22 protein-coding genes and 1 other RNA gene are annotated in these 25,139 nt (G+C 40.8%); 10 read left to right on the top strand and 13 right to left on the bottom strand.

From position 1 onward, the window contains the following. The first annotated feature begins 38 nt into the window (after positions 1-38). Complete coding sequence (locus tag B3E92_RS11910) at positions 39-746, top strand: tRNA1(Val) (adenine(37)-N6)-methyltransferase (protein WP_088160240.1); 708 nt, start codon at positions 39-41, stop codon at positions 744-746. Positions 747-749: 3 nt separating this feature from the next. Beyond that, positions 750-1,244: a metallophosphoesterase family protein gene (locus B3E92_RS11905; protein WP_088160241.1), complete on the top strand. Its 495-nt coding sequence runs from the start codon at positions 750-752 to the stop codon at positions 1,242-1,244. Positions 1,245-1,261: 17 nt separating this feature from the next. On the opposite strand, the gene B3E92_RS11900 is transcribed toward B3E92_RS11905, so the two are convergent. From B3E92_RS11900 to B3E92_RS11890, 3 genes are all read right to left on the bottom strand, one after another. Further along, positions 1,262-1,570 (bottom strand): AraC family ligand binding domain-containing protein, encoded by a 309-nt coding sequence (locus B3E92_RS11900; RefSeq protein WP_088160242.1) that lies wholly within the window; start codon positions 1,568-1,570, stop codon positions 1,262-1,264. A 3-nt stretch (positions 1,571-1,573) separates the two neighbouring features. Continuing rightward, on the bottom strand, positions 1,574-1,948 hold the full coding sequence (locus tag B3E92_RS11895) for a DUF488 domain-containing protein (RefSeq protein WP_286848512.1): 375 nt from the start codon (positions 1,946-1,948) through the stop codon (positions 1,574-1,576). Between the two features lie 193 nt (positions 1,949-2,141). After that, on the bottom strand, positions 2,142-2,477 hold the full coding sequence (locus B3E92_RS11890) for a MerR family transcriptional regulator (RefSeq protein WP_046674120.1): 336 nt from the start codon (positions 2,475-2,477) through the stop codon (positions 2,142-2,144). 188 nt (positions 2,478-2,665) lie between these two features. Between B3E92_RS11890 and B3E92_RS11885 the strand changes: the two genes are divergently transcribed. Continuing rightward, positions 2,666-3,001 carry a hypothetical protein gene (locus tag B3E92_RS11885; protein ID WP_088160244.1) on the top strand — a complete coding sequence of 112 codons (336 nt, stop codon included), beginning with the start codon at positions 2,666-2,668 and terminating at the stop codon, positions 2,999-3,001. 166 nt (positions 3,002-3,167) lie between these two features. Here B3E92_RS11885 and accD read toward each other — a convergent pair whose 3' ends face one another. The 5 genes from accD to dprA all read right to left on the bottom strand — a co-directional run bounded on the left by accD (position 3,168) and on the right by dprA (position 7,569). After that, positions 3,168-4,010, bottom strand: a complete 843-nt coding sequence (accD, locus tag B3E92_RS11880; protein ID WP_088160245.1) for an acetyl-CoA carboxylase, carboxyltransferase subunit beta — start codon at positions 4,008-4,010, stop codon at positions 3,168-3,170. A gap of 223 nt (positions 4,011-4,233) precedes the next feature. Then, an RNA gene (ffs, locus tag B3E92_RS11875) (signal recognition particle sRNA small type) lies at positions 4,234-4,331 on the bottom strand. Positions 4,332-4,637: 306 nt separating this feature from the next. Beyond that, positions 4,638-4,865 carry a DUF6814 family protein gene (locus B3E92_RS11870; protein WP_075991056.1) on the bottom strand — a complete coding sequence of 76 codons (228 nt, stop codon included), beginning with the start codon at positions 4,863-4,865 and terminating at the stop codon, positions 4,638-4,640. Further along, positions 4,858-6,363, bottom strand: a complete 1,506-nt coding sequence (locus tag B3E92_RS11865) for an MFS transporter (RefSeq protein WP_088163444.1) — start codon at positions 6,361-6,363, stop codon at positions 4,858-4,860. Before B3E92_RS11865 ends, B3E92_RS11870 begins: the two co-directional genes overlap by 8 nt. 87 nt (positions 6,364-6,450) lie before the next feature. Further along, on the bottom strand, positions 6,451-7,569 hold the full coding sequence (gene dprA, locus B3E92_RS11860) for a DNA-processing protein DprA (RefSeq protein ID WP_088160246.1): 1,119 nt from the start codon (positions 7,567-7,569) through the stop codon (positions 6,451-6,453). 87 nt (positions 7,570-7,656) lie between these two features. Between dprA and B3E92_RS11855 the strand changes: the two genes are divergently transcribed. The 3 genes from B3E92_RS11855 to B3E92_RS11845 all read left to right on the top strand — a co-directional run bounded on the left by B3E92_RS11855 (position 7,657) and on the right by B3E92_RS11845 (position 8,731). Beyond that, positions 7,657-7,818, top strand: a complete 162-nt coding sequence (locus B3E92_RS11855) for a hypothetical protein (RefSeq protein ID WP_157698362.1) — start codon at positions 7,657-7,659, stop codon at positions 7,816-7,818. 13 nt (positions 7,819-7,831) lie between these two features. Then, on the top strand, positions 7,832-8,065 hold the full coding sequence (locus B3E92_RS11850; protein WP_070560687.1) for a hypothetical protein: 234 nt from the start codon (positions 7,832-7,834) through the stop codon (positions 8,063-8,065). Positions 8,066-8,140: 75 nt separating this feature from the next. Beyond that, positions 8,141-8,731 carry a hypothetical protein gene (locus tag B3E92_RS11845; protein ID WP_145327834.1) on the top strand — a complete coding sequence of 197 codons (591 nt, stop codon included), beginning with the start codon at positions 8,141-8,143 and terminating at the stop codon, positions 8,729-8,731. On the opposite strand, the gene rsmG is transcribed toward B3E92_RS11845, so the two are convergent. After that, positions 8,732-9,367 carry a 16S rRNA (guanine(527)-N(7))-methyltransferase RsmG gene (gene rsmG / locus B3E92_RS11840; RefSeq protein WP_088160248.1) on the bottom strand — a complete coding sequence of 212 codons (636 nt, stop codon included), beginning with the start codon at positions 9,365-9,367 and terminating at the stop codon, positions 8,732-8,734. A gap of 22 nt (positions 9,368-9,389) precedes the next feature. Further along, positions 9,390-10,532 (bottom strand): glycosyltransferase, encoded by a 1,143-nt coding sequence (locus tag B3E92_RS11835; protein WP_145327833.1) that lies wholly within the window; start codon positions 10,530-10,532, stop codon positions 9,390-9,392. Positions 10,533-10,807: 275 nt separating this feature from the next. Here B3E92_RS11835 and tgt point away from each other — a divergent pair, with 275 nt between their 5' ends. From tgt to B3E92_RS11820, 3 genes are all read left to right on the top strand, one after another. Continuing rightward, positions 10,808-11,938 carry a tRNA guanosine(34) transglycosylase Tgt gene (gene tgt, locus B3E92_RS11830; protein ID WP_075991063.1) on the top strand — a complete coding sequence of 377 codons (1,131 nt, stop codon included), beginning with the start codon at positions 10,808-10,810 and terminating at the stop codon, positions 11,936-11,938. A gap of 27 nt (positions 11,939-11,965) precedes the next feature. Continuing rightward, positions 11,966-13,042: an LptF/LptG family permease gene (locus tag B3E92_RS11825; RefSeq protein ID WP_145327864.1), complete on the top strand. Its 1,077-nt coding sequence runs from the start codon at positions 11,966-11,968 to the stop codon at positions 13,040-13,042. 97 nt (positions 13,043-13,139) lie between these two features. After that, the gene (locus tag B3E92_RS11820) at positions 13,140-14,051 is read left to right on the top strand and encodes a DMT family transporter (RefSeq protein WP_145327832.1); all 912 of its coding nucleotides are present in this window, start codon (positions 13,140-13,142) and stop codon (positions 14,049-14,051) included. Positions 14,052-14,096: 45 nt separating this feature from the next. Here the strand turns inward: B3E92_RS11820 and B3E92_RS11815 are convergent, their stop codons facing one another. Then, positions 14,097-17,138: a VIT domain-containing protein gene (locus tag B3E92_RS11815; RefSeq protein ID WP_286896842.1), complete on the bottom strand. Its 3,042-nt coding sequence runs from the start codon at positions 17,136-17,138 to the stop codon at positions 14,097-14,099. A 340-nt stretch (positions 17,139-17,478) separates the two neighbouring features. On the opposite strand from B3E92_RS11815, the gene B3E92_RS11810 reads away from it, so the two are divergent. Then, the gene (locus tag B3E92_RS11810) at positions 17,479-18,768 is read left to right on the top strand and encodes an esterase-like activity of phytase family protein (protein ID WP_088160252.1); all 1,290 of its coding nucleotides are present in this window, start codon (positions 17,479-17,481) and stop codon (positions 18,766-18,768) included. Between the two features lie 151 nt (positions 18,769-18,919). Here B3E92_RS11810 and B3E92_RS11805 read toward each other — a convergent pair whose 3' ends face one another. Then, positions 18,920-20,380: a glutamate synthase subunit beta gene (locus B3E92_RS11805; protein ID WP_286896839.1), complete on the bottom strand. Its 1,461-nt coding sequence runs from the start codon at positions 20,378-20,380 to the stop codon at positions 18,920-18,922. 17 nt (positions 20,381-20,397) lie between these two features. Continuing rightward, positions 20,398-24,912: a glutamate synthase large subunit gene (gltB, locus tag B3E92_RS11800; RefSeq protein WP_088160254.1), complete on the bottom strand. Its 4,515-nt coding sequence runs from the start codon at positions 24,910-24,912 to the stop codon at positions 20,398-20,400. Between the last annotated feature and the right edge of the window lie 227 nt (positions 24,913-25,139).

Below are 25,139 nucleotides of genomic sequence, written 5' to 3'. Positions count from 1 at the left end.
GTTTGTACCAAAGGTTCTAAAAGTTTTATCTTTGATGTATGGCGTCGATATTTCGGTTTAAACAGTTTGAGGTTGATCAGTCTGACTGTGCAATGAAAATTAACACAGATGGTGTACTGCTGGCTTCCTTGCTGGAAGTAGAACCTGTGGACCGGATACTGGACGTAGGTACAGGTACGGGAGTCATTGCATTGATGTTGGCTCAACGGCTCGTAGACAGTAGGGTAGAGGCTGTCGAAATTGACCCTTTGGCTGCTGCGATGGCTGACAGAAACTTCCGTAATTCCATTTTCCAGGAACGTTTAGTGCTGCATGCTTCCTCCTTTCAACAAATGGATGTACAAGGGCATTACGATCTGATCGTATCAAATCCACCCTTTTATACAGATTCCTTACATAACCCGGATGAACGCAAGAAGCTGGCGCGACATACCGATCTGGATTTTTTTGCTGAACTGCTGGATTTCGCCGCTTTACGTTTATCGGATCGGGGAAAATTAGTGTTGATCGTTCCAACGGCATTAGCGGAAACGTTGACTAAAATTTCGGCGGAAAGGGGATTATACTGTTCCAGTGAAGTACAAATAAGCTCCTTTGAAGGGGAATCGGCCATTCGGAAAATCGTTACATTTGAACGCTTACGCGTCGAACTGCTCGCTCAACGTACGTTTGTTATTTATGCCGCCAAGGGTATTTATTCAGAAGCTTATCGAAATGCCTTGGCACCTTATTTTTTAGCTTTTTAAGTGATGACAAAGATCGGATTACTCTCGGATACACATTCTTTTTTAGATGAAGCTGTATTTACTCATTTTGCAGCCTGCGACGAGATATGGCATGTGGGCGATTTTGGTGATCCTGATGTTGCGGATCGGTTAGCCGCTTTTAAGCCACTGCGCGGAGTATACGGAAACATTGATGGTCAGGAAATTCGTTTACAATTTCCAGAAGATTTGAGGTTTAGGTGTGAGGAAGTGGACGTATTTATGACACATATTGGTGGTTATCCGGGGAAATATGCTGCACGCATAAAAGGGGAATTGATGAAAAATCCACCTAAATTATTTATTACTGGACATTCACATATCTTAAAGGTTATCTTCGACCCCAAGATCCATTGTCTCCATCTCAACCCTGGGGCGGCAGGTAAGCAGGGCTGGCACAAAGTAAGGACATTAATGCGGTTTGAGATCAATAAAGATAAAATTGAGAACCTGGAGGTTATTGAACTCAAAGACCGTTAAGTCACCTAGATTCTTCTTCAGTCTTTTTTATGAATAGACAGCCGGACGATACTTTGGGTAATGGCAAAGAGATCGTGCGGTACATTCGGCTCTAATGTCACTAACATGCCTTTCGTTAGACTGATTTTGCTTCCGTTAACGCCAAAATCAATATTGCCTTCGACAATTTCCACAATAATTGATGCAGCTGTTGTATGCTCCTTTAGATATTGCCCTTCTGCAAAAGCCAAGCGATATTCTTTGCTGCCATTTGTTTCTAGCAGGAGGTCCATTTTGGGTTTTTTGTCCTGAAATGTGACGTTTTGAAAAATAGATGCTGTCTGCATGGATTATCTGTTGTTGCTGATATATTGTTGATAAAGGTCCTGTAAATAGGTCTGTAAGATCAGGGCGTGGGTATGCAAGGTATCATGGGTGGCATATAATAACGTAATGATTTCTTGTTGCTTGTTGTGGTCAAGAAATTCCTTGCAATAGTTGTTATGCTTTAGTTCTGTTCGATATTTTTCCGAGAAGTCATCCCACAAAGCTGGATTGTGGTGATACCAGATCCGAAGTTCTTTTGAAGGGGCAAGATTCTTATTCCATTCAGACAAATGAGCCTTTTCCTTTGTTATTCCACGAGGCCAAAGTCTATCGATGAGTACACGATACCCATCACTAGGGGAAGCTGCATCATATATTCTTTTTAGCACAATTTTCATGGCTATATATTATAAAATAACACTATTACTGATGTAAAATAAATATATGATTTTCAGCTGTAAAATGTGTCAGCTCGTTATCTTATTTCTTCTATAAATCGAAAGAATTTCCCTCTCGGATAGACGGGAAGAAGTTGGTGAAAACGATGGAAAGTTTCCTATTGCGGGAGTTTTAAAAGAAGTTTCTCAGGTACTATAGTGAATCACGAACTTCAAGAAGAAAGTTCTTCAAGCGCTCCAATGAATCTACAACACGTTGATTTTCTTTTGCCTCAGATTTGTTGTCACGCAGGTAATCACGTGCACCCTGTAGGGTATAACCTTTATCTTTAACCAAATTGAAGATGATCTTTAAATTGGCAATATCTTCTTGCGTAAATAAGCGATTGCCTTTTTTATTTTTCTTAGGTTGTAGAATGTCAAATTCACGCTCATAAAAACGTATTTGGGACGCATTTACATCAAACATTTCTGTAACTTCTCCCATTGTATAATACAATTTATTTATTTCACGCTCTTTGTACGGCATATCTTCACGATTAATCTATAGCAAACTTAATAAAAATTCCAATTCAAAAAGAAATTTTTGCGATCTCTTATCTGATTAGGGACTGACCGAGAGGGATATGGTACAATTTATGAGAAGCCAATAATAATTGTGTATAAAGGGAAATTTTTCTAAGTTTGACTAGTTTGAAAACGGTCTAAACATCATATATGATTATAGTTAGCAAATTTTGGACGAATTTCTTCTCTTTTGGAAAAGCCAATGCAATTACTATTTATCCTTTTATCTTTCTGAAAAATACCTTTTTTAAACAGCAGGACGACTTGATTCGTCATGAGCGTATACATTTGCGACAGGCGCTTGAATTAGGTATTCTCTTTTTCTATGTATGGTATCTCATAGAATTTGTCGTTCATTTTATTCAATTTAGAGATTTTGATAAAGCCTACCGGCGTATTTCTTTTGAGCGGGAAGCGTATGACAGGGAGGGCGAAACAGATTATTTGTCCAAAAGAAAAATATGGGCTTTTTGGCGATATCTTTAAAAAGATGGCCTATTCAACCCTGCCATAAAAGCCTCATAAGGTCATAGGCACAACAATTATGAGCTGAATTGAAGATGCTTTCTAGCCGATAAAATAGACACTTTCAAAAAAGAAAGCGGTGCCAAGAATATTCTTGGCACCGCTTTCTTTTTTATTTTGAGGATGATTATCCCACTAATTTAAGATAAGTAGCTACTTTGTTTTTTAACTGTCTACGGTCGACAATGAAATCCAAAAATCCATGCTCAAGAACAAATTCTGAAGTCTGGAATCCTTTTGGAAGATCCTTTTTGATTGTTTCTTTAATGACACGTGGTCCTGCAAATCCGATTAATGCTCCCGGTTCTGCGATATTTACATCACCTAACATCGCGTAAGATGCTGTAACTCCTCCTGTCGTAGGGTCAGTCAATAAACAAACGTAAGGAAGTCCTGCCTTTGCCAATAACGCTAATTTAGCCGAAGTTTTAGCCATTTGCATCAATGAAAATGCGGCTTCCATCATACGTGCACCTCCTGATTTGGAGATTAGCATAAATGGAATTTTATGCTCAATACAGTAATCTATCGAACGCGCGATTTTTTCACCAACGACAGATCCCATTGATCCGCCGATGAAACTAAAGTCCATACAAGCAATAACGATGTCTTGACCATTCATTTTTCCATGGCCAGAACGTAAAGCATCTTTCAGGCCTGTTTTGGCTTGACTTTCCTTTAAACGTTCAGGGTATGGCTTTGAATCGAAAAATTCTAATGGATCACCAGAATTTAGATTAGGAAATAGTTCTGTAAATTCGTTATTGTCAAATAAAATTGAAAAATATTCTTTGGAGCCAATTCTTAAGTGGTGCCCACAATATTGACAAACATAGTCGTTTTCTACTTGTTCAAGATGCAACAATGGTTTTTTACATGTGGGACATTTGTTCCACATACCATCAGGTGCTTCTTTTTTATTAGCGGTAGCTGTGCTAATACCAGCTTTTTCTCTTTTAAACCAACTCATACGATAGTTCTTATTCGATTACAAACTTATATAAATTTGCTTTTATATACAATTATAATTGTGTTGAATGTACATGCCAAGCGATTAAAACTCCTTGTGTAACAGGGCTTCTATAAATAGGGGAAATGCGGGTAACAATTGGGATATATAAGGTATTTAGCTGATTATTAGGTTAGAATTGAATTTTGGACCGGAGGATTAGTCAAAAAAAATGGGCATAAAAAAAGGGTAAGCTACTCCTATCGCACCGCTCAACCAAATACCCTTGCTTTGTTCCCAACCTGGGGGAGTCAATGGGAGCTGGTCGTAGAAGACTTACCCGCCACAAAAGTAGAAAAAAAAATAGTTTTAGGAAAGAAAAAATGCTATTTTATCTTATGCTGCTGATTATCATTGCAATAAATTGTATTTAGTAGCTGCTCTTAGCTTTATTTTATGGTGGAAAATAGCTGGTATCTGTGTAAATCCGCTAACAATGGCGTAAAATAAGTGCTTGGCGAAGTCCACTGGCTGTAATTGTTCTTTTGGAAACGTCGGAAGTAGTATAATCTGGCGTATATGAGATCGACTTTGAATAGGCTTATATAGTCTAATTTCCCTTATTCAAAGTCGATCTCATTTTTTGGACTACATTTTTTCTTGATTGTATTCGCCCAATAGGGAATAATAGCCAAATAAGCCGAGTCCAATGGAGATTATGGGAGTTAAGATGCACAGGATAATGATTCCGAAAACGAGATCTTCCTGATGTCCCGTTGAAATCTTTGGCAGGGCCAGTTCAAAAATGGAGAAATAAGCGGTAAACAATGCTAAAACGATCCAAAGTATGCCGAGGAATTTTTTGAGATTATTCATGTGTTGCGGGAGTTGATTTGTTGTTGATATAAATACTACCAATGATAAAACATACAATGGCAATGATAATAGGGTACCACAAACCTGCAAGATAGAATTGCGGGGTATTGGATGCTTCAGCATTTGTTGTTAAGTATGTCGATACCGCAGGAAGGAGGCCGCCGAATATTCCATTTCCAACATGATAGGGTAAGGACATGGATGTGTACCGGATCTTTACAGGGAATAGTTCAACAAGAAATGCCGCGATGGGCCCGTACACCATTGTAATATAAATCACTTGTATAAAGATCAGCAGGACGAGCAGCATATAGTTCTTGCCTGCAAGATGGACTGTGGTTTTGGTCATTGGCTGTCCTTTGAGTTTTCCTGACTGATGTATCATGCTGGCTCTAGTAACTTCGGTCTGGTCCTCATATTGAGTCTTGATGATCGAAATGACTTCTGTTGATTGCGGTCCAAGGGGGACCTCCGTTGTTTCGTTCACCTTGACTTTCTGTTCTGCATTAGAAAGTTGGTACATGGATTCGTAAATCGGGCGGTAAGTCAATACGGCAAGTAACATCCCACCGAGCATGATCCATTTTCGTCCAATTTTGTCACTAAGCCACCCAAATACGACAAAAAATGGAGTTCCCAACAGTAGTGCGATGCCGAGGATTGTATCGGCCTGGTCAGATTGAAGGTGCATGACCGTTTTCATGAAACTCATCGAGTAAAACTGTCCCGTGTACCAAACAACGCCCTGTCCCATGGCTGCACCAAAAAGTGCGAGCAGTACAAATTTGAGGTTGTATCGGTTGCCAAAGCTTTCTTTTAGCGGATTTGTACTTGTTTTTCCTTCCGCTTTGGCCTTGCTAAATTCGGGTGATTCCTTCATCTTCTTACGAATAAGATAGGAAACATATACCATGACTAAAGATAGGAGGAAAGGAACCCGCCATCCCCAAGAATCAAATTGTGATTCGCTGAGAAAGCCTTTGGTCAGGAGGATGACAACGAGTGATATGAAAAGGCCAAAGGTAGCTGTTGTTTGTATCCATGATGTCCAATAACCCCGCTGGCCCAATGGGGCATGTTCGGCGACGTAAGTTGCTGCACCTCCATATTCTCCTCCTAGAGCAAGACCTTGCAAGAGACGAAGGATCAACACCAGCAGCGGTGCCCAAAACCCAATACTCTCATAGCTGGGGATACAACCTATGAGAAATGTTGCTCCACCCATGAGCATTAAAGTAACCATAAACGTATATTTTCGACCGATAATATCGCCTAGTCGGCCAAAAAATAGGGCGCCAAATGGTCGGACAACAAAACCTGCGGCAAATGTGGCTAGGGTTGAAAGAAAAGCCGCTGTTGGATTTTCTGCCGGAAAGAATTTGGTGGAAATTACAATGGATAGGCTGCCAAAAATGAAAAAGTCATACCATTCGATAAGTGTTCCCATGGAGGAAGCTCCGATGACTTTCCAAATACTTTTTGTATTGTTTTCGTTCATTAATTCTTGATTTTTTGTTGAGTATGATTCTGAATTTTTATTGCGATCCAAGCGGCATTTTAGTACTGCTGCATGATAGGAAATGAGCTAATTTTTTTGAATTTCCGTGTGTCCGGCAGTTTTATACCGTTTTCCGGGTAAGGCGTGAATGAGTGACTGCATTTCAAGTTCCAATAGGATTAAGGCCAATTTACTTTGTGGCCATTTTGTGAGGTCAATCATCTGGTCTATCTCTAATTGTCCTTTTTGCTGAATGAGTGTAAAAAGGAGTTGTTGGTCTTTTGTCAGTGTCAAAGGAAGGCTAAGCTGCTGGTCAACAGCTTTTATGCTGACTTCCCAATTCATGAGATATTCGAGATCCTGAAGTCCTCTAATCATATGAGCACGGTTGGTTTTGATGAGGTAGTTGGTGCCTTCAGAGCTTTTTTCATAAACGGCTCCTGGAAAGGCGCATACATCGCGGTTGTAGCTGTTGGCAATTTCGGCAGTAATCAATGCGCCTCCTTTAATTGCAGCTTCTACGACAATGGTGACATCTGCCATACCGGCTATGATGCGATTGCGCATAGGAAAATTACTGCGCTCAGGTAATGTGTTGGATGTAAATTCTGTCAATAAACCGCCTTGGTCTAGCATTTTTGTGGCAAGTTCGCGATGGGATGCGGGGTAAATTCGATCGAGACCATGCCCTAATACAGCAACGGTTGGAATATTATTTTTTAGTGCGTTGCGATGTGCTAATGCGTCAATACCATAAGCAAGACCACTAACGATTAAGGTGTCTTTGGTACAATTCATGGCTTCTAGCAAATCTTCGCATATTTTCTGGCCATAATAGGTCGCATGTCTAGTGCCGACGATACTAATAACTTTTGCACTGTTGAGTGGTTGGTTCCCTTTATAATAGACAACAAGCGGAGCGTCTTCACATTGTCGTAGCCTATCGGGGTAATTTTGGTCTTCCAGCCATAACGCTTGTATCTGATGTTTTTCGATAAAAGCGAGTTCTTTTTCACAGGCGGGCATATAGCTTTTATTGTATATTGCTTCGGCGATTGACTCACGTATCCCAAGAATTTGCATCAAATCTTTTTTTGAGTATGCAAATATGTCCGCTAAATCGTGACCTTGGTCAATGATGTGACGCGCTGTTCTAGGGCCAATCCCCTTGATTTTCGTCAAAGCTATGGGATAAATTAATTTCATAATTGGGTTTATCTAAATATATGAAAAATATAACGAGCTGTTGTACTTTTTGTTAGAATTGCTCAGGCTTGTTGTATTTTTAGTAGAATGACGAAGTTCTTAATCGGAGGAGATCACGTGCCTGCTGGAAAATTTGCGGATTGCTCTAGAATGAATGCAATTTTCCTGAGCTTATTTGAGATCGAGTGGGATGAAATATTGGTCAATTTTGGAAAGAAAGAAGAGGAATTGGTAACTTTGAGCGATTAATGATATTTTAACTATGGAAATGAAAGAACCTTTTGATATCGAATTGGGGGATATAGTTTATTCTGTTTTCCCTGAGGAAGAAGATACGTATGTTATTTTTAAGGATGGTGTGGAATACGTAAAGATTATTAAAGACAATGATACAAACTGGTTGAAACTTAATCCAGAAACGGAGCTTCCTATGTTCGGTATGGATGAAGAAATCAATCTAATTGGCTTAGAAATTAAAAAAGAATTGGGTCTTTAGTCTCTTAAGTTAAAGATAGTTAAATACTTTTTAATTTTATTTATAGTTGGTTATTTTGGTTTATCAATTATAAATATGGTACGTATCGGATTTCTATCTTTATTGTTTTTCTGTGTCTACTTTTCGTTTTATCGGCAGGGAGTTTTTGCCTATTCCGGGAGACCTCATCTTCTGGATACCATTGGGAAAAAAGGAAGTCCAAAAGATACGTTACGTTTGGATACTGTTTCGATCAAACGCAAATCAGCGGGGGATAAATGGGAAGAAAAAAAGGAGGAGTATAAGTCGATCTTTTTCTGGGGTGATACGAAAAATATGGTGACCTTGCCTCATCAGGGCGGAATTGCTGTCAATCTGAACAAGCTTTACAATAAATTCAGTCGAAAGGGACGAAATTCGAGAAAACTTCAACGTCAGTTTGAAAAAGAATACCAACAGGATCTGATTCGCGAGGAATGGTATCCGCTGACACAGGAATACAGCAAGTTGTCGGGAGATTCGTTGCGCAAATTTAGGATATACTATGAGCCTTCCTTAAAATGGCTTCGTGAGAATGATCGCTATGAGAAGATCGCTTATATCCATAAGTGTTTAACGAACTACCTCGATTCTGTAGACATTATCCATAGGCGACTTCAGTTTCCTATGGGTAATGCCAAACTTTAATTACATAGGTACGTATACCAGATATTTTGTATCAAAGAAATCTTCTTTAAAGTAATCTGAAAGTGGGTGTAATTCTGCTTTGAGCTTAGATTCTTTGATCTCTTCGGTGAGATCTCCGCCTTTTAAGTAAAGAATTCCATTAGGGATCCCGTTTTTATCTTTTCTTGCGAATTTATTCTGTATCCAAGGCGTAAATTCTCCAAGTCTTGTCACCGCACGTGATATGACAAAATCATATTTGTCGTCGAGTTGTTCTGCGCGGATATGATCTGCTTCAACATTCTGGAGACCGAGTCCAGCTGCAACTTCACGTACGACCTTAATTTTTTTGCCGATAGAATCGACCAAATGGAATTTGACTTCAGGAAACATAATGGCCATTGGGATACCTGGAAAGCCTCCTCCGGTTCCCACATCCAAAATTTGTGTTCCTGGCGTGAGCTCTTGGACAAATTTAGCGATACCTAGCGAATGTAATACATGGTGCAGGTAGAGGCTATCAATGTCTTTACGTGAAATAACATTGATTTGGCTATTCCAAAATGTATAGAGGTCGGCAAGTTTTGCAAACTGTTCTTTTTGAATATCCGTTAATTTTGGAAAATAGTTATAGATGATATCAACTGTTGGATTCAAAGCTTCGTATTTTAAAAGTGAATTATTTCCAGCTTATTTTTTTCTTTTTTCTGCTGAAGATGCCATTGATGCAAATATAGAAATAGTAGATGAAGTCTACCAAAGGCAGCCACCAAATCAGTTCCTTTACTTCTAGTTTTTTATAGATGTTGGCAAATATTATCCATTGGGCAATCAGCCTTAGAAGGTAGGCTGTAACGGGAACATACCAGTACATTGGAAAGGCAATCGCTGTTGCGATAAGTGCTACGTAAAAAAAGACTGCCGATACCAGCTGAGTGCCCAGCATGCGCTGATGTCGCTTTTTGTAAATGGTAGAGGCGCCTGAGTGTCTTGCTTTTTGCTTGTAATAGCTCCTCCAAGTCGCTTTGGGTTCCGAATAGACAATGGATTCGGCTGCCAGTGCAATGTTAACATTGGTCGGATTTGCATTTTGGTTAACAAAAAGATCATCATCGCCGGATTTAATATGCATATGTGCTGCAAATCCTTTGTTACGAAAGAAAAGGTCTTTTTTGTAAGCCATGTTACGCCCTACTCCCATATAGGCATCACCCTTTAGTGCATAGGAGAAATAACTCATGGCAGTATGGCTAGTTTCAAATCGAATCAATAGATTTAGCAAGCTTTTTTTCTTAAAATAAGGAGAATAGCCTAGTACAATTTCTGTTTCCGGTCTGAAAGCTGCGGCAATTTCTTTGAGCCATTGATCGGATTGTGGCGCACAATCCGCATCGGTAAACACCAGTGTCTGGTGCTTTGATGCTTTGATACCCATACTGACGGCAAACTTTTTACCATGTTTCAAGCGAATATGCTCTTTGATATCCACAATCTTTAAATTGGGATATTTTGCTTCGAAATCATGCAATATCCAAGGCGTATTGTCTGTTGAGAAATCATTGACAACAATTACTTCAAAATTGGGATAGTCTTGATTCAGTATACTCGGAAGGAATTCAGGAATATTATCCTGTTCATTGTGTGCACAAATAATAACGGATAGCGGTGGGAATTCGGTTCCTTCTTGTACAGGTTCAATTTGATAACGACTCAATTTGCTATATACAAATAAGATGTAGTACAATTGTATCAATAAGAAAAGACCCAATACTCCAAAAGCAATATATGGAAGATTGGCCAAAAATACGTGAAGGTCAAGCATAGCTCACAAAGATAAGTGCTTTCCGCAACTTTTTTATAGGGGAAAAATGATAATTTATTTTTGAAACATCCTGTTTGCAAATCTTTTTATAGTATTTTTGCAACGTATTCTAGGGATGAATCCGAGCTTGGGTGGAAATTAGGAAAGCTATAATGACTTTTTAAGTTGCAACTAGTTGAAAATGAGTTTTTAATTTTTTACTCCAAATGCCGATATCGCCATTTCCATGGCAAATCATTCTTTAAAATAGAAATAGTCTCAGAGGAAAAATATTAATGAAATTTACGCTACAAGCACAAGATAAGTTGTCAAAAGCACGTGCAGGTGTTGTCGAAACTGCACACGGTCCCATTCAAACGCCTATTTTTATGCCTGTTGGTACGGCAGGTACAGTGAAAGCAATTCATCAACATGAATTGAAGAACGATATTGAAGCGCAGATTATTCTGGGTAATACGTACCACCTCTATTTACGTCCGGGGCTGAATGTGTTGAATAAAGCCGGCGGATTGCATAAATTCAATGGTTGGGATCGACCTATTTTAACAGATTCTGGTGGTTATCAAGTGTATTCGTTGACCGAAGTACGTAAGATCAAAGAAGAAGGGGTTACCTTTCGTTCCCATATCGATGGATCAAAACATCTATTTACACCAGAAAATGTAATGGATACGCAGCGTATTATCGGTGCAGACATCATTATGGCATTTGATGAGTGTACGCCTTATCCATGTGATTATGGGTATGCACGTCGTTCTTTGGATATGACCCATCGTTGGCTGAAACGCTGTGTGGATCGTTTTGATAGCACTGATCCGCTTTATGGGTATGATCAGACTTTGTTTCCAATTGTTCAAGGATCTGTTTACAAAGATTTAAGAATTAAATCCGCAGAGACTATTGCTTCGTTTAACCGTGAAGGAAATGCGATCGGTGGATTATCGGTTGGCGAACCTGCGGAAGAAATGTATGCTATGACCGAAGTTGTCTGTGATATCTTACCGCATGACAAACCACGTTATCTTATGGGCGTAGGAACACCGGTAAATATTCTTGAAAATATTGCCTTAGGGGTGGATATGTTCGATTGCGTTATGCCAACCCGTAATGCTAGAAATGGTATGCTTTTCACACAAAATGGTATTATCAATATCAAAAATGAAAAGTGGAAAGATGATTTTTCACCAATAGAAGCGGAGAGTGATCTGCATGCTGATCAATTTTATTCGAAAGCCTATCTAAGGCATTTGATTAAATCACAAGAAATTCTTGGAGCACAAATTGCTTCTTTACATAATTTACATTTTTACCTTTGGTTGGTTAATCAGGCTAGGGAGCGAATCATTGATGGAACTTTCTACGATTGGAAAAACAAAATGGTGAAGATATTGGATCAACGTTTGTAGTACTAAATAGCGCAAGTTAAAAAAATGCTGTCGTTAATCGATCGTTACATTATCAAAAAGTATTTAAGTACTTTTTTATTCACTATGGCGATATTTACTGTTGTCATGGTGGTTTTTGACGTGTCCGAACGATTGGATGATTTTTTAAAATATCATGCACCCCTCGATAAGATTATTTTTGAGTATTATGCGGGGTTTATTCCCTTTTACTTAAATTTTCTTTGTCCGCTGATCAACTTTATTGCGGTTATTTTCTTTACCTCCAAGATGGCGGACCAAACTGAAATTGTCCCGATTCTAAGCGCCGGGTATAGCTTTAACCGTTTGCTTCGTCCCTACATGATGGCTGCAACCCTGATATTTGCTATTTCTTTGGTATTCAACATTTTTATTATTCCGAATACCAATAAGATGAAGGTTGATTTTGAAAATATCTACGTAAAGCCACCCAAGGATAACTCGAGGGTTTCTACTCACATGCAATTGGACAAAAACAGCTATGTTTATATAGACAATTTTGATAATACAACCAAAACAGGATACGGCTTTGTACTTGAAATTTTCAAAGGGGATACCCTCAAGGAAAAAATGATGGCTGACCGTATTACCTGGGACTCGGTGGCAACAAAATGGAAGATCGAAGGATATACCAATCGTATTATCAATGGACTGCATGAACGCATGGACAAAGGAGCCGTTAAAGACACGACTTTGGATATGAAACCTTCGGATTTTGAGGTACGTGACAATATGTTTACCGCCATGGATACACGCGAATTAAATATTCGTATCCATAAGGAGGAGATCAGAGGAACAGGAGTCATGAACGATTTATTGCTTGAGAAATACAAGCGTTATGTGTATCCATTTTCAGCTTTTGTACTGACCTTGATGGGTGTGGCACTGTCCTCTAAGAAAGTGCGTGGGGGGATAGGATTGAGTCTTGGGATTGGTATCGCGTTAAGTTTTACATATATCGTCTTTATACAGTTTGCAACGATGTTTTCTTTGAAAGGGGGACTGCCACCGTTGATAGCCGTATTAATTCCGAATGTTACCTTCTTTTTGGTAGCACTATACCTGGCGATAAAAGCGCCAAAGTAATTTTTTGTTCAGTTTTCAATAACTTCAGTGAGCCTGCCTTATAAAGGGAAATAATAGGTATTGCTCATCATTTCTATACAAATGTATTCTAGAGAATATGGCTAAAATTCAATTAAATCGGAATATTCTAATTCTGCATTTAACAATACTTATTTGGGGATTTACCGGGATTTTGGGTAGTCTGATTTCCGTATCTGCCCTTCATTTAGTGTGGTATCGTGTTGCAATAGCGTCTATCGCGCTGTTGATCTATTTCTTGGTAACCAAACAATCGATTGTAGTTTCGCGGAAACAGTTTCTCCAGTTTTTTATGGTGGGGGCCGTTGTTGGGCTGCATTGGGTATTATTTTTTTATTCGATCAAAGTATCGACCGTATCGGTGACATTGGTTACGCTATCCTCGGTGACTTTATTTACGGCAATATTGGAGCCTATTGTGAATAAAAAGCGCATTGCACTGTTGGATATTGTAGTTGGTTTGGTAATTATCATCGGTATTTATACGATCTTTTCTTTTGAAACACATTACCTCGTTGGTCTATTGGCGGGGCTTGGTTGTGCGTTTTGCGCGAGTATATTTTCTATCGCCAATGCGCGTATGGTTAAAAAATCGAGCCCAACCCTGATTACGTTCTATGAGATGATGGGGGCATGCTTTTGGATCAGCATATTGATGTTGTTTACAGGAGATTTCAATGCTGAAATGAGACTGGGGCGGCAAGATTTAATTTATCTGCTGTTGTTAGGTGTGGTTTGTACGGCGGTGGCTTATGTTATGGGCGTTGCTGTTATGAAGGAATTATCTGCTTTTACTGTTGCGCTGACAACCAATCTGGAGCCTGTATATGGTATTCTGTTAGCGATGTTGATATTTGGGCAAAAGGAGACCATGAGCGGCGGGTTTTATCTTGGAGCCTGTATCGTTTTAGGAGCAGTATTTACTTACCCTTATGTAAAAACCAAATTAGAGAATAGACAAAAGGATCTGGTTATTCGTAAATTGCATTAATTGAGACAGTGAAGTCAATTTATTGACTTCACTGTCTCTGGTAATCTACTGGAATGAAAATTCGCCAATACCAATATTGCGCTCCTTATTGCGGTCAAGGTAGATCGTAACGATTTTTCGTTCTTGCTTTCCACTGCTATAGTAGGTATAAATTTCAGCCATCACAGCCGCTGGACCTGCTAGCGTCAGGGAACCATCGTTAAAGAAATCAACTTCAATTTTATATTTTCCTTTTAGTGCTTTTTTCAATAAAAATTGTTCAGGGCCATAGCCGCCAGTAAAGTCATTGCTGAGTCGACCCCCAATCGCTGTGGCTGGATTACTATAAAAGCATTTTTCTTGATTTGGATCAGTTACCCAAAGGTCTATATCGGTGTTTTGTGAATTCCAATTGATGACAACACGAATGTCGACGGGCAGATCCGCAATCAATTTTTTGTTCACGGTAACTGTGGAGCTTGCAGCTTTGTTTGCTTTAATGATATTATTGATTTCCATAACCAATGTTTCTTCAATACCGTCATCGCGGTCGGCTGCTTCCGTGGAGTAGCTCTGGGTCAAAATCCCATATAATTGTTCTAGTGCTTCCTTGAACATACCTTTGTCTTGTAAGACAAGGGCATAATCGCGGTGGCTTTGTGGATCCATTGGACGCCATTTTAAAACCTTAGCTGTAATGAATAGTGCATTGTCGTAATCGCCCCATTCCCGTAACTTATAAGAGATGGTTTTGTAGAGATCTGCATTTTCAATTTGTAAGTCTGCGAGTGCACTTAAAATGAGTAGCGCTTTGTCTCGATCTCCTCTTTTGAAAAAGAAGTTTGCGACATCAAAATAAAAAGTTGGCGTTCCCATATACTGATCCCGAAGTTGGAGATAGCTTTTGTAAGGATCTTTGGATTGAATAAGGTCCTGTAAATAGGCTTGGTCTTCTTTAATTTCGGGGATGCTGATTTTTCCACGTATGTTGTTAGTGCTGCTTGGCGTTTGTAGGCCAGCTACACGTCCTTCTAAGGATTGAACAACAGCGAATTCCTGAAGAACGTCCTCAGATGCGGCCGCCCTCGCCAGTTCGCTGGTTGCTGTATGGCCAGTGCTTGAATTGCCAGTTGCCGAGATGCTTTTCGCTGAGGTTCGGTCAGATGAACGCGATTCTAAGGCTAGCGTGGGAGCTGCAGGACTAGCTGAGCGACGCGACGGAATGGGTGTAACAGGAGCAACACCGGTAGCCATCTCTTCAGCAACGGCAGGTTCTGGAATGCGAATTAATCTTTTACGCTTTGGATATTTCTTTTTTTGCTGAAAATCGGTATTCCACCAGGACTGAAGCTGTTTGGTAATGTCTTGAGCCTGATCCAACAAGTCTGCTACACGTTCTTCCTTTGCGATACGTTCTTCTTTTATGAGCCGATTAAATTCGGAAAGCAATTCGGCAGGTGGAGTTATTGCATAACGTATGTAATCTTCTACAGTTTCCAGTACAATTAAGCTGGTATTTCGGGTAACAATACCGAACTGTTTACCAAGGGTTTCAATTTCTTCACGATTGTCTTCGTATTGAAGATCCAGCGCTTCAATTTTCTTTTGTGCCCAGATCTGCTGTAGGTCAATTTCACCATGGTCAGGGTGCAGCGCTATACTAATCTCTTGTGGTGCTTGTTGCCCATCTCCTACAAGTACGGTGAGCTGCTTCAATCCTGGGTGTTTCCCTAAGCCCGCGATAGAAAAATTGGCTTGTATTGGGGTACCTTTTTGAGGATAAACTTCTTCAAAATCATTTTTTTCTTTTATCCCCAGATAGATAAGGTTTATCGTATTTAGATTATGATAAGCTTCAGTTATTGAGGTATTGACTAAATTGATCATCTTTCCAATATGTTTTTGGGCAATTTGTTTTAGGACACCATAGTCGGACCCGCTGGATGAAGTAATGCAATAGACTGGATTGTCAAGGCTCATTTTACTTTGACCAAATGTAGAAAGGCCGTCGCTAAACAGCAGGTAATTGCTGGCCTTTATTACACCGGCCTTTATTTGGCTATAATCTGTACCGCCATCGTAATTAATTCCTTTGATGTAGTTTTTGAGATCATTCCAATTACCTTGACTTACCTGAAACGTATGCCCTTTTACAAAGCGGATGTCCAATAAGCCCAGATCAACAGTCATATTGGGGTTTTCTTTAAAAAAGAAATCTAATAGCGCGAGTTCCTTTTCTATATCTCTATTTTTACTGCTGAGCGAACGGTCCCATATAATTCCAATGCTGTGCCCCCATTTCTTTTGAGCAGGTTTTATGGAGTTGACGCTTGCATTGGCAAGAAAATAAAATGTATTGTCATTATTTGCCTGAAATAGACCTGATGTTTCCCTGTTGTCTGTCGGCAGTTGAATGACTAAATTTCGCTGGGATTTAAACTGTTGTTTATGTAAAGAAGCTGTGTAATTGCTGTTATGTTGTGAGAATGCCAACGAACCATCTGGTTTCTCTGTGAAATTTGGCTTATGTGTGTCTTGAAAGACATGGATATCCAAGGTGAAGTTTTCAATGGGGGATGTATAGTTTAAGGGTAGATGGTAGTAACGAGCCTGATCGGATGCTGTTGTCAGATTTTCCGAATAGCTAATCTGAACGGTGCGTTTCCCATTCGCTGGTAATGGGTAAATCCGAGTTCGGAAATTATTGCCTTCGACTTTTTCCAATAGACCCGGATCGACCCGGCGTGTTTCTATACTTTCAAATACTTCGGTACCTTTATTTTTATCGACTGGAACTGCCTGGCGTAATTTGCCGTTGATATCTAAGGCGTAACCGCTCACGGAAACGCCTTCCGGCATAGGGAATGTCAGTTCGCCCTCGAGATCGCGATTGGTCTTATTGTCGAAGACCATTGTCATCGTCGTTTTGGCCATATTTCCGAAGATCGCAACATCTACTTTTAGGTCTGCCAACATCACCTTGTTTTGCTGGCTATCGTCATTTTTAATTCTTAAGCTGGGTATTTCGCGTGTAGTTTTGATCTGAGATTTCGTATCCACATTGGAAAATGCCAAAATTATGAACAGGGCAACTATGATCTTTTTCATCTTTCTATGTTTAGTAGGTGAGGTCCGTGAATACATCGATGGTTCGCGGTACAATTAGTTGTTATTTTTCTAGTGATGCAGGAAAATTCAAAATTCCATAACCGAGGGTATTTAATTTTTATAGGATGTTTTTTACGATAGATGCAGTTTATTTAAACTTATGTTAATGATTGGCTAATATCTGGCAATTATGTTTGCATCAGTATTCGGACAGCCAGCCAAGTATAGATTGTTTAGACTAACCTTACTGTTTTATCGGATATGCAAGGCAACAGGAATAGAATTTGGCTATTGGAATGAACCTGAATAGCAGTAAACATTATTTGAAAAATTTGTACAGATGAAAAAAATATACAGTGTACTGGGGATAGCCCTATTGTGTGCTTCATGTAGTAAAGATGATGTGTCGCAGATTACTGACCCGACAGAACTGACCTATCCGCAAAAGGCAATAGCAACAGACCCAAAAGTATTAAGTGATATTAATGATGTAAAAGTGTATAATGGAGGCTATGGGTCTTCGATGGTCCAAGATCCTACTGATAAATCTATATTTTATCTTTTAACTGATAGGGGACCAAATATTGATGGGACAGAAAGCGATAGTAAAGTATTTGCTACTCCGGCATTTGCACCGCAGATCGGTAAATTCAGATTAAAGGAAAATACGCTAACATTGGAATCTGTTATCGAATTGAAAAATAAAGATGGTGTGAAATTGAATGGTCTGCCAAATCCTGAAGGGAAGGGTGGTTCTGGAGAAAAAGCATTGGGGGTTGATGGTAAAGATCTAGGGAAAAGCGAGGATGGAATCGATTCAGAGGGACTAGCGAGAGCGGCGGATGGTTCTTGGTGGGTCAGTGACGAATACGGACCACATATCGTTCATTTTGACGCTTCGGGAAAAGAAATCGAACGGATTAATCCTTGGTCTACGGGTAAAAAGTTGCCTTTAGTATTTGCCAAACGTCGTCCTAATCGCGGAATGGAAGGATTGACGCTTACGCCTGACGGTAAAACACTGGTCGGAATCATGCAATTTCCGCTGTATAATCCATCTAAAGATGCGATTAAAAATTCGTTGGCAATCCGTATTGTTACGCTCGATATTGCGAGCGGTGCCACGAAACAATATGTCTATATGATGGAGCGTACCGATTTGCAGGCTGTAAGTGAAATTGCTGCCGTGAGCAATTCAACATTTATTGTCTTGGAACGTGATGGGGAATACGCGACAGAAGCAACTCGCTCTACTGTATTTAAGAAAATTTATAAAATAGATCTTTCTGGCGCAACAGATATCTCGGATGCGAATAATACCGCAACTGGGAAATTATTTGACGGTAAAACTGTCGAGGAACTCAAAGACGCAGCTACATTGGCAAAGTATAATATTAAACCAGTCAATAAGACATTGGTTGCTGATTTAATGACTGACATCAAGGAATTGTATCCGCATGATAAAGCAGAGGGCTTGGCTGTCATTAATCCATTCATGATCGCGGTATGTAATGATGATGATTTTGGGGTAACCGGAAAAGGTTTCTATGAGTCGAAAATATTGCCTTACATAAAGACTGTAGATAAAAACAGCATTTATTTTGTTAAACTTAAGGACCCACTGAAATAGGGACGAATGACTGATCATAAAAAGGTCCGTTGAATTCTCAACGGACCTTTTTATGATTTTATACTGTTCACGCTTTTGCTCTTATCGCTAAAGATTATACGGTGGCTTGGTGTACCACTTGTATGAACTCTCTGTTGAGCGCGGCCTACTTTTAAGCATTTATTGTGGTCAGGAAGTCTTTGCTTTCAAGCTCTGAATAACCCATTAGGTATTCATCGACTTTTCGAGCACATTCGCGTCCTTCGGAGATGGCCCAAACAACAAGCGATTGGCCTTTACGGCAGTCTCCGGCTGTAAAGATATTATCAATTGTCGTTTGGTATTCTTTGTCATTTGCGAGGATATTTCCTTTTTCATCTACACGAACACCTAACTGTTCTAAGAGCGTATGTTCAGTATGTTGATAACCAATAGCCAGTAATACGAGGTCTGCCGGTATTTCACGGATCTCGGATTCTCCTAAGCGGGTTCTTTTTCCAAATTCATCAACTTCGTATTGAACTTCCTTGATTTTTACTCCCTTAATATGACCATTTTCGTCTTGGACAAATTCCTGGGTTTCTGTAGCCCAAAGTCTTTCACAGCCTTCTTCTTGGGAAGAGGAGGTTCCGAATGTGAGCTTGTCCATCGGCCAAGGATTGTTCTTTAGGCGATGTTTAGATGGTGTAGGTTTGCGGGCAATCTGTGTAATACTTTTTGCACGATGACGATTGGATGTACCAATACAGTCTGATCCGGTATCACCGTCACCGATGACAACAACATGTTTGTCTGTTGCCAAGATGCGGTCTTGTTCGATAGCGATTCCGCTTACTTCTTTATTCTGTTGGGTCAAAAAGTCCATGGCAAAATGTATGCCTTTAGCTTCATGCCCCGGTAATTGCATGTGCCAAGGAACGGTTGAACCAGTGGCCAATATAACTGCATCATAAGCTTTTAATTCATAAAAGCTGATATCTTTGCCAACTTCTGTGTTAACCTTGAATTCTATTCCCGATTCTTTCATGAGATTGACACGGCGATCGATCACCGATTTTTCTAATTTAAAATCCGGAATACCGTAACGGAGTAAACCTCCAACCTGGTCATCACGTTCGAAGACGATAACATCGTGCCCAGCCTTATTGAGCTGAGCGGCAGCCGCTAGTCCTGCTGGACCAGAGCCCACGACAGCGACGCGTTTGCCTGTTTTTAAATAGCTTTTATGTGCTTTGACATAACCCTTTTTAAAAGCAATCTCAATAATATGTTTTTCGATCTCCTCAATAGTGATCGGAGTACTATGTATGCCAAGTATACAGGCTGATTCGCATGGTGCCGGACATATTCTACCTGTAAATTCAGGGAAGTTATTGGTGGAGGACAAAATCTGATAGGCCTCTTCCCATTTTCCATCGTATACGGCATCGTTAAATTCAGGGATGACATTGCCCAGTGGGCAACCTGAATGGCAAAATGGAATGCCGCAATCCATGCAGCGAGCTGCTTGCTTATTGAGCTCATTCTCTGAATATCCTTTATTGAATTCCTTAAAGTGCTTTACGCGACCTTCCACAGCTTCTTTTGTCGGAAGCACGCGCTCAAATTCTTTAAAACCTGTAATTTTTCCCATGATCTGTGCTTCCTATATTATGCTTCAACTAATTTTTGACGAATGACATTTTTGTATTCTCTAGGGAATACCTTAATGAATTTATTTTTTTCTCTTGACCAGTTTTGCAGGATGAAATCTGCTCTGCGGCTATTGGTAAGCAAAATATGACGTTTCAGCAAAGCGATAATTGCGGTTTCGTCTTCACTTTCCAATGGGTCCAGATCGACCATTTCCTGATTGCAGTTTTCGCGGAAATCCTCGTTAATGTCGTAGATCCATGCGATACCACCGCTCATTCCGGCAGCAAAGTTACGACCCGTTGCCCCTAAGATCAGCGCACGGCCCCCAGTCATATACTCACAGCCATGGTCACCAACACCCTCAACGACAGCTGTTGCACCTGAGTTACGTACGGCGAAGCGTTCGCCGGCCTGTCCGTTCACGAATAGATGTCCAGAGGTTGCTCCAAATAGTGCAACGTTGCCGATAATGATATTATCTTCCGGTACGAGAGCACTTTCTGCAACTGGATAGATTGCTAGCTGAGCTCCTGATAGCCCTTTTCCAACATAATCATTGGCTTCACCTTGTAATTCAAATGAAAGACCCTTTGTTGAAAATGCACCGAAACTTTGTCCGGCGGAACCTTCAAATTTGAAATTGATGGTATTATCAGGCAGGCCTTCAGAACCGTAGAGTTTTGAAATTTCATTGGACAACATTGTTCCGATCGTACGGTCTGTATTTTTGACCTTAAAGGTGCCAAATACAGGAGTTTTGCTGTCTAAAGCCAATTTTGATTGTTTTAGGAGGCCCCAATCCAAAATCATGGCCATACCGTGATCCTGCTCTTCGGTATTGTATAACGATTGTCCAGGCTCGTTGCGTTCCACATGTAGAATGTCTGTGAAATCAATTTTCTTAGCTTTCCAATGGTTTATATTCTCGCGTTTTTTCAAGAATTGAGCTCTTCCCACCATTTCGTTGATGGTACGGAAGCCTAGATAAGCCATAGTTTCCCGGACTTCCTCCGCGAGGAAGGTAAATAAGTTGACAATATCTTCTGGTTTTCCAGAGAATAATTTACGCAGTTCTGGATCTTGAGTTGCAACACCTACAGGACACGTATTCAGGTGGCATTTACGCATCATGATACAGCCGCCGGCAACCAATGCTGCTGTAGATACGCCCCATTCCTCAGCGCCCAATAGTGTAGCGATGATGATGTCGCGACCTGTTTTTACCTGGCCGTCCGCTTGTAACACGACACGACTGCGCAATTTGTTTTTAACAAGTGTCTGATGCGCTTCTGCAAGGCCTAATTCCCAAGGTAGTCCAGCGTGCTTGATTGAACTGATTGGAGATGCACCTGTACCACCATCAAAACCTGCAATAAGAATGACGTCGGCATGGGCTTTTGCAACTCCGGCAGCAATGGTACCAACACCTGCTTTAGAGACCAATTTTACGTTGATTCTTGCTTGACGGTTAGCATTCTTTAGGTCAAAGATCAGCTGCGCTAAATCTTCGATGGAGTAAATATCGTGGTGGGGGGGGGGGGAAATCAGACCGACACCCGGTGTAGAGTGTCTGGTTTTTGCAATCCAGGCATCCACTTTGGGACCAGGTAATTGACCTCCTTCTCCCGGTTTGGCACCTTGGGCCATTTTGATCTGTAGTTCGTCCGCTTGTGTCAGATAATTGGACGTGACACCAAAACGAGCCGACGCAACCTGTTTAATAGCCGAGCGCATAGAATCTCCATTTGGAAGCGGTTGATAACGCAATTCATCTTCTCCACCTTCACCAGTGTTCGATTTTGCACCGATGCGGTTCATGGCGATGGCAAGGGTACTATGCGCTTCGTGGGAAATTGATCCAAAGGACATCGCTCCGGTTGCGAAACGTTTTAGAATTTCACTAGCAGGTTCTACTTGCTCCAATGGAATAGAATTGCGATGTTTTGCAAAGTCCAACAATCCACGAAGGGTAAACATATGTTCCTTCTGCTCGTTGATTTTCTGTGCGTATTTTTTATAGGTTGCGTAGTCTCCGGTGCGACAGGCCTGTTGCAATAGGTGAATCGTGTCGGGATTCCAAAGGTGGCCTTCACCGCGGCGTTTCCATTGGTAAATACCGCCTTCTGGCAATAAATTTTGCGGTGTACGGCTTTTTTCAAATCCACGCCAGTGTTTTGAGAGGGCTTCTTTGGCAAGATCATCTAATGTCATGCCACCGATACGTGAGACTGCTCCGCAGAAAAATTTATCAACGACAGATTTGTCGATGCCGAGTACCTCGAAAATCTGCGCTCCGTGGTAGGATTGCAATGTGGAGATCCCCATTTTGGAGAAAATTTTCAACAAACCATTGTTGACGGCCTTGACGTAGTTTTTGGATAATTCTGGCCAAGTGAGCTCTGTATCTAAGGTATTTTGTTCCTTCATCGTACGGATGCTCGCCAATGCCATATACGGGTTGATCGCAGTGGCACCGAAAGCTAATAGGCAGGCAAAATGGTGCACTTCCCAAGCATCACCGGCTTCGACCACTAGACCTACAGCGCCACGGTTACCTGTTTTGATCAAGTGGTGATGGACTGCTGAAACAGCAAGTAACGATGGTATTGCTGCATGTTTGGAATCGATCGCACGATCTGAAAGAATTAAGACTTCAAAACCATCACGTACGGCATCATCCGCATAGCGGCACAAGCGTTCCAGACCTGCTTCCAATGATCCAGGCTTACCATCTGAGCGGAAATAAGACTGAATGGTTTTTGCTTGGAACAATCCTGTGTCGATCGAACGCAATTTCTCCAGTTCTTTGGAGGTCAGGATCGGATGCGGTAAAGTCACACAGTGACAGAATTTCTTGTCTTCGATCAGGATATTGCCTGCATTACCGATGAATGTTGCTAAACTCATGACCAAGCGTTCGCGAATCGGATCGATTGGAGGGTTAGTTACTTGGGCAAAAAATTGTTTAAAATAACTTGAAATATGCTGTGGTTGATCGGAAAGAATGGCCAGCGGAACATCGGACCCCATTGAGCCTGTCGGTTCGTACCCTGTCAATGCCATTGGAGTCAGGATGGTTTCCAGATCCTCGCGGGAGAAACCAAATGTCTTTTGATATTTGAAAACGGAATCTTTGGAAAGATAGGTGTAGGTTACACGAGGCTCTTCCAGTTCTTCCAGTTTGATTTTGTAATTGTCCAACCAATCGCTGTAGGGCTGCTGGTTGATCAGCTGATCTTTTACTTCGTTATCGGTAAGGATACGGCCCTGTTCCATATCGACAAGAAAAATCTTGCCTGCTTGTTGGCGGCCTTTTTTGATGATGGTAGACTCCTCGATCGGAAGTGCTCCCGCTTCAGAAGCAACAACGACGCGGTCGTCTGAGGTTACGGCATAACGTAGTGGACGTAAACCGTTGCGGTCTAGAGTAGCACCAATATGCTTACCATCGGTGAAGCAGAGGGCTGCAGGACCATCCCAAGGCTCCATCAACGTCGCATGGTATTCGTAGAAAGCACGTTTTAAAGGATCCATTTGTGTATTGCCATCCCAAGCTTCAGGTACCAACATCAACATGACGTGGGTGAGGCTACGACCGCTGTGTAAAAGAAGTTCCGCTACATTGTCGAGGCAGGCCGAATCGGACTGACCACGGTCAACGATTGGAAGTAAGATTTCCATCTCTTCTTCCGTAAAATAGGGCGATGATAAAGCGCGCATACCTGCATAAAACCAATTCAGGTTACCTGTCAACGTATTGATCTCGCCATTGTGTGCCAGCATACGGAATGGTTGAGCAAGCGACCATGAAGGGAAGGTGTTGGTGGAAAAGCGCGAGTGAACTAAGCCAAAAGCAGATACCACACGAGGATCGCGTAAATCAAGATAATAAGTTCCGACCTGGTATGTTGTTAATTGACCTTTGTAAATAATTGTTTTGCAAGAAAGCGATGCAAAGTAAAGCGGGAGAGGATATTCTTGTTGTTGTTTAACTTTTTGAATGATCAGGCGACGTAGTACAAAAAGTTTGCGTTCAAATTCTTCAGTGTTTGAAACGCCGTCCGGTCTGCTGACAAAAAATTGGACAATTTCAGGTTCTGCACTGAGCGCTGTTGGTCCAATACCTTCACGATTGACTGGTACTGGACGGTAGCCAAGGAATTTCATACCCCTTTCTGTTGCCGCTTCCTCAATCAAATCCCGACATATTTTGTTCATGTCTTCTTCTTTAGGAAGAAAGACCATACCTGTGCCATAATAACCTGGCTCTTCCAGTTGTATACCCAAGTTGATACATTCTTCCCATAAAAATTCATGTGGAAGCTGGATCATGATACCTGCTCCGTCACCGCTTTCTGGGTCACAGCCACAAGCACCGCGGTGTTCCATGTTTTCCAACATGGTCAATGCATCCTTTACTTGTGCGTGTGATTTATTTCCTTTGATATGGGCGACAAAGCCTACCCCACAGGCGTCATGCTCAAAATTAGGGTCGTAGAGGCCCTCCGTTTTCGGTCTTTGTTGAATCATCTTTCCTTTTCAAATATTATACATTGCTAATATAGGAATAAAAAACGTAAATATTGTAAATATTCTAATGAAAATGTGTTTAATTTGATTTTATCATTTCTTTTGAAGTGTTTTGTTGCTGATATTGTATTTGGTATTCGTGGCTGTTAATACAGTTTGATGCGTAGCTGAATAATGCAACATTTGGCAATATTTTTTTGTGCGATATGGAAAAAGCATCCCAAGAT

The sequence above is a fragment of the Sphingobacterium sp. UBA6317 genome, assembly GCF_002440385.1.
Taxonomy (GTDB): domain Bacteria; phylum Bacteroidota; class Bacteroidia; order Sphingobacteriales; family Sphingobacteriaceae; genus Sphingobacterium; species Sphingobacterium multivorum.
Note: the sequence above shows the minus strand (reverse complement) of the source record. Positions and strands in the feature narration are given on the sequence as shown.

Coding starts and splice junctions, on each gene's coding strand:
- B3E92_RS11895 (WP_286848512.1), bottom strand. CDS start 1,948: ATGAAAATTGTGCTAAAAAGAATATATGATGCAGCTTCCCCTAGTGAT.
- B3E92_RS11855 (WP_157698362.1), top strand. CDS start 7,657: ATGACGAAGTTCTTAATCGGAGGAGATCACGTGCCTGCTGGAAAATTT.
- B3E92_RS11890 (WP_046674120.1), bottom strand. CDS start 2,477: ATGCCGTACAAAGAGCGTGAAATAAATAAATTGTATTATACAATGGGA.
- accD (WP_088160245.1), bottom strand. CDS start 4,010: ATGAGTTGGTTTAAAAGAGAAAAAGCTGGTATTAGCACAGCTACCGCT.
- B3E92_RS11850 (WP_070560687.1), top strand. CDS start 7,832: ATGGAAATGAAAGAACCTTTTGATATCGAATTGGGGGATATAGTTTAT.
- B3E92_RS11905 (WP_088160241.1), top strand. CDS start 750: ATGACAAAGATCGGATTACTCTCGGATACACATTCTTTTTTAGATGAA.
- B3E92_RS11870 (WP_075991056.1), bottom strand. CDS start 4,865: ATGAATAATCTCAAAAAATTCCTCGGCATACTTTGGATCGTTTTAGCA.
- B3E92_RS11910 (WP_088160240.1), top strand. CDS start 39: ATGGCGTCGATATTTCGGTTTAAACAGTTTGAGGTTGATCAGTCTGAC.
- tgt (WP_075991063.1), top strand. CDS start 10,808: ATGAAATTTACGCTACAAGCACAAGATAAGTTGTCAAAAGCACGTGCA.
- dprA (WP_088160246.1), bottom strand. CDS start 7,569: ATGAAATTAATTTATCCCATAGCTTTGACGAAAATCAAGGGGATTGGC.
- B3E92_RS11845 (WP_145327834.1), top strand. CDS start 8,141: ATGGTACGTATCGGATTTCTATCTTTATTGTTTTTCTGTGTCTACTTT.
- B3E92_RS11810 (WP_088160252.1), top strand. CDS start 17,479: ATGAAAAAAATATACAGTGTACTGGGGATAGCCCTATTGTGTGCTTCA.
- B3E92_RS11815 (WP_286896842.1), bottom strand. CDS start 17,138: ATGAAAAAGATCATAGTTGCCCTGTTCATAATTTTGGCATTTTCCAAT.
- B3E92_RS11900 (WP_088160242.1), bottom strand. CDS start 1,570: ATGCAGACAGCATCTATTTTTCAAAACGTCACATTTCAGGACAAAAAA.
- B3E92_RS11805 (WP_286896839.1), bottom strand. CDS start 20,380: ATGGGAAAAATTACAGGTTTTAAAGAATTTGAGCGCGTGCTTCCGACA.
- B3E92_RS11865 (WP_088163444.1), bottom strand. CDS start 6,363: ATGAACGAAAACAATACAAAAAGTATTTGGAAAGTCATCGGAGCTTCC.
- B3E92_RS11835 (WP_145327833.1), bottom strand. CDS start 10,532: ATGCTTGACCTTCACGTATTTTTGGCCAATCTTCCATATATTGCTTTT.
- gltB (WP_088160254.1), bottom strand. CDS start 24,912: ATGATTCAACAAAGACCGAAAACGGAGGGCCTCTACGACCCTAATTTT.
- B3E92_RS11885 (WP_088160244.1), top strand. CDS start 2,666: ATGATTATAGTTAGCAAATTTTGGACGAATTTCTTCTCTTTTGGAAAA.
- B3E92_RS11820 (WP_145327832.1), top strand. CDS start 13,140: ATGGCTAAAATTCAATTAAATCGGAATATTCTAATTCTGCATTTAACA.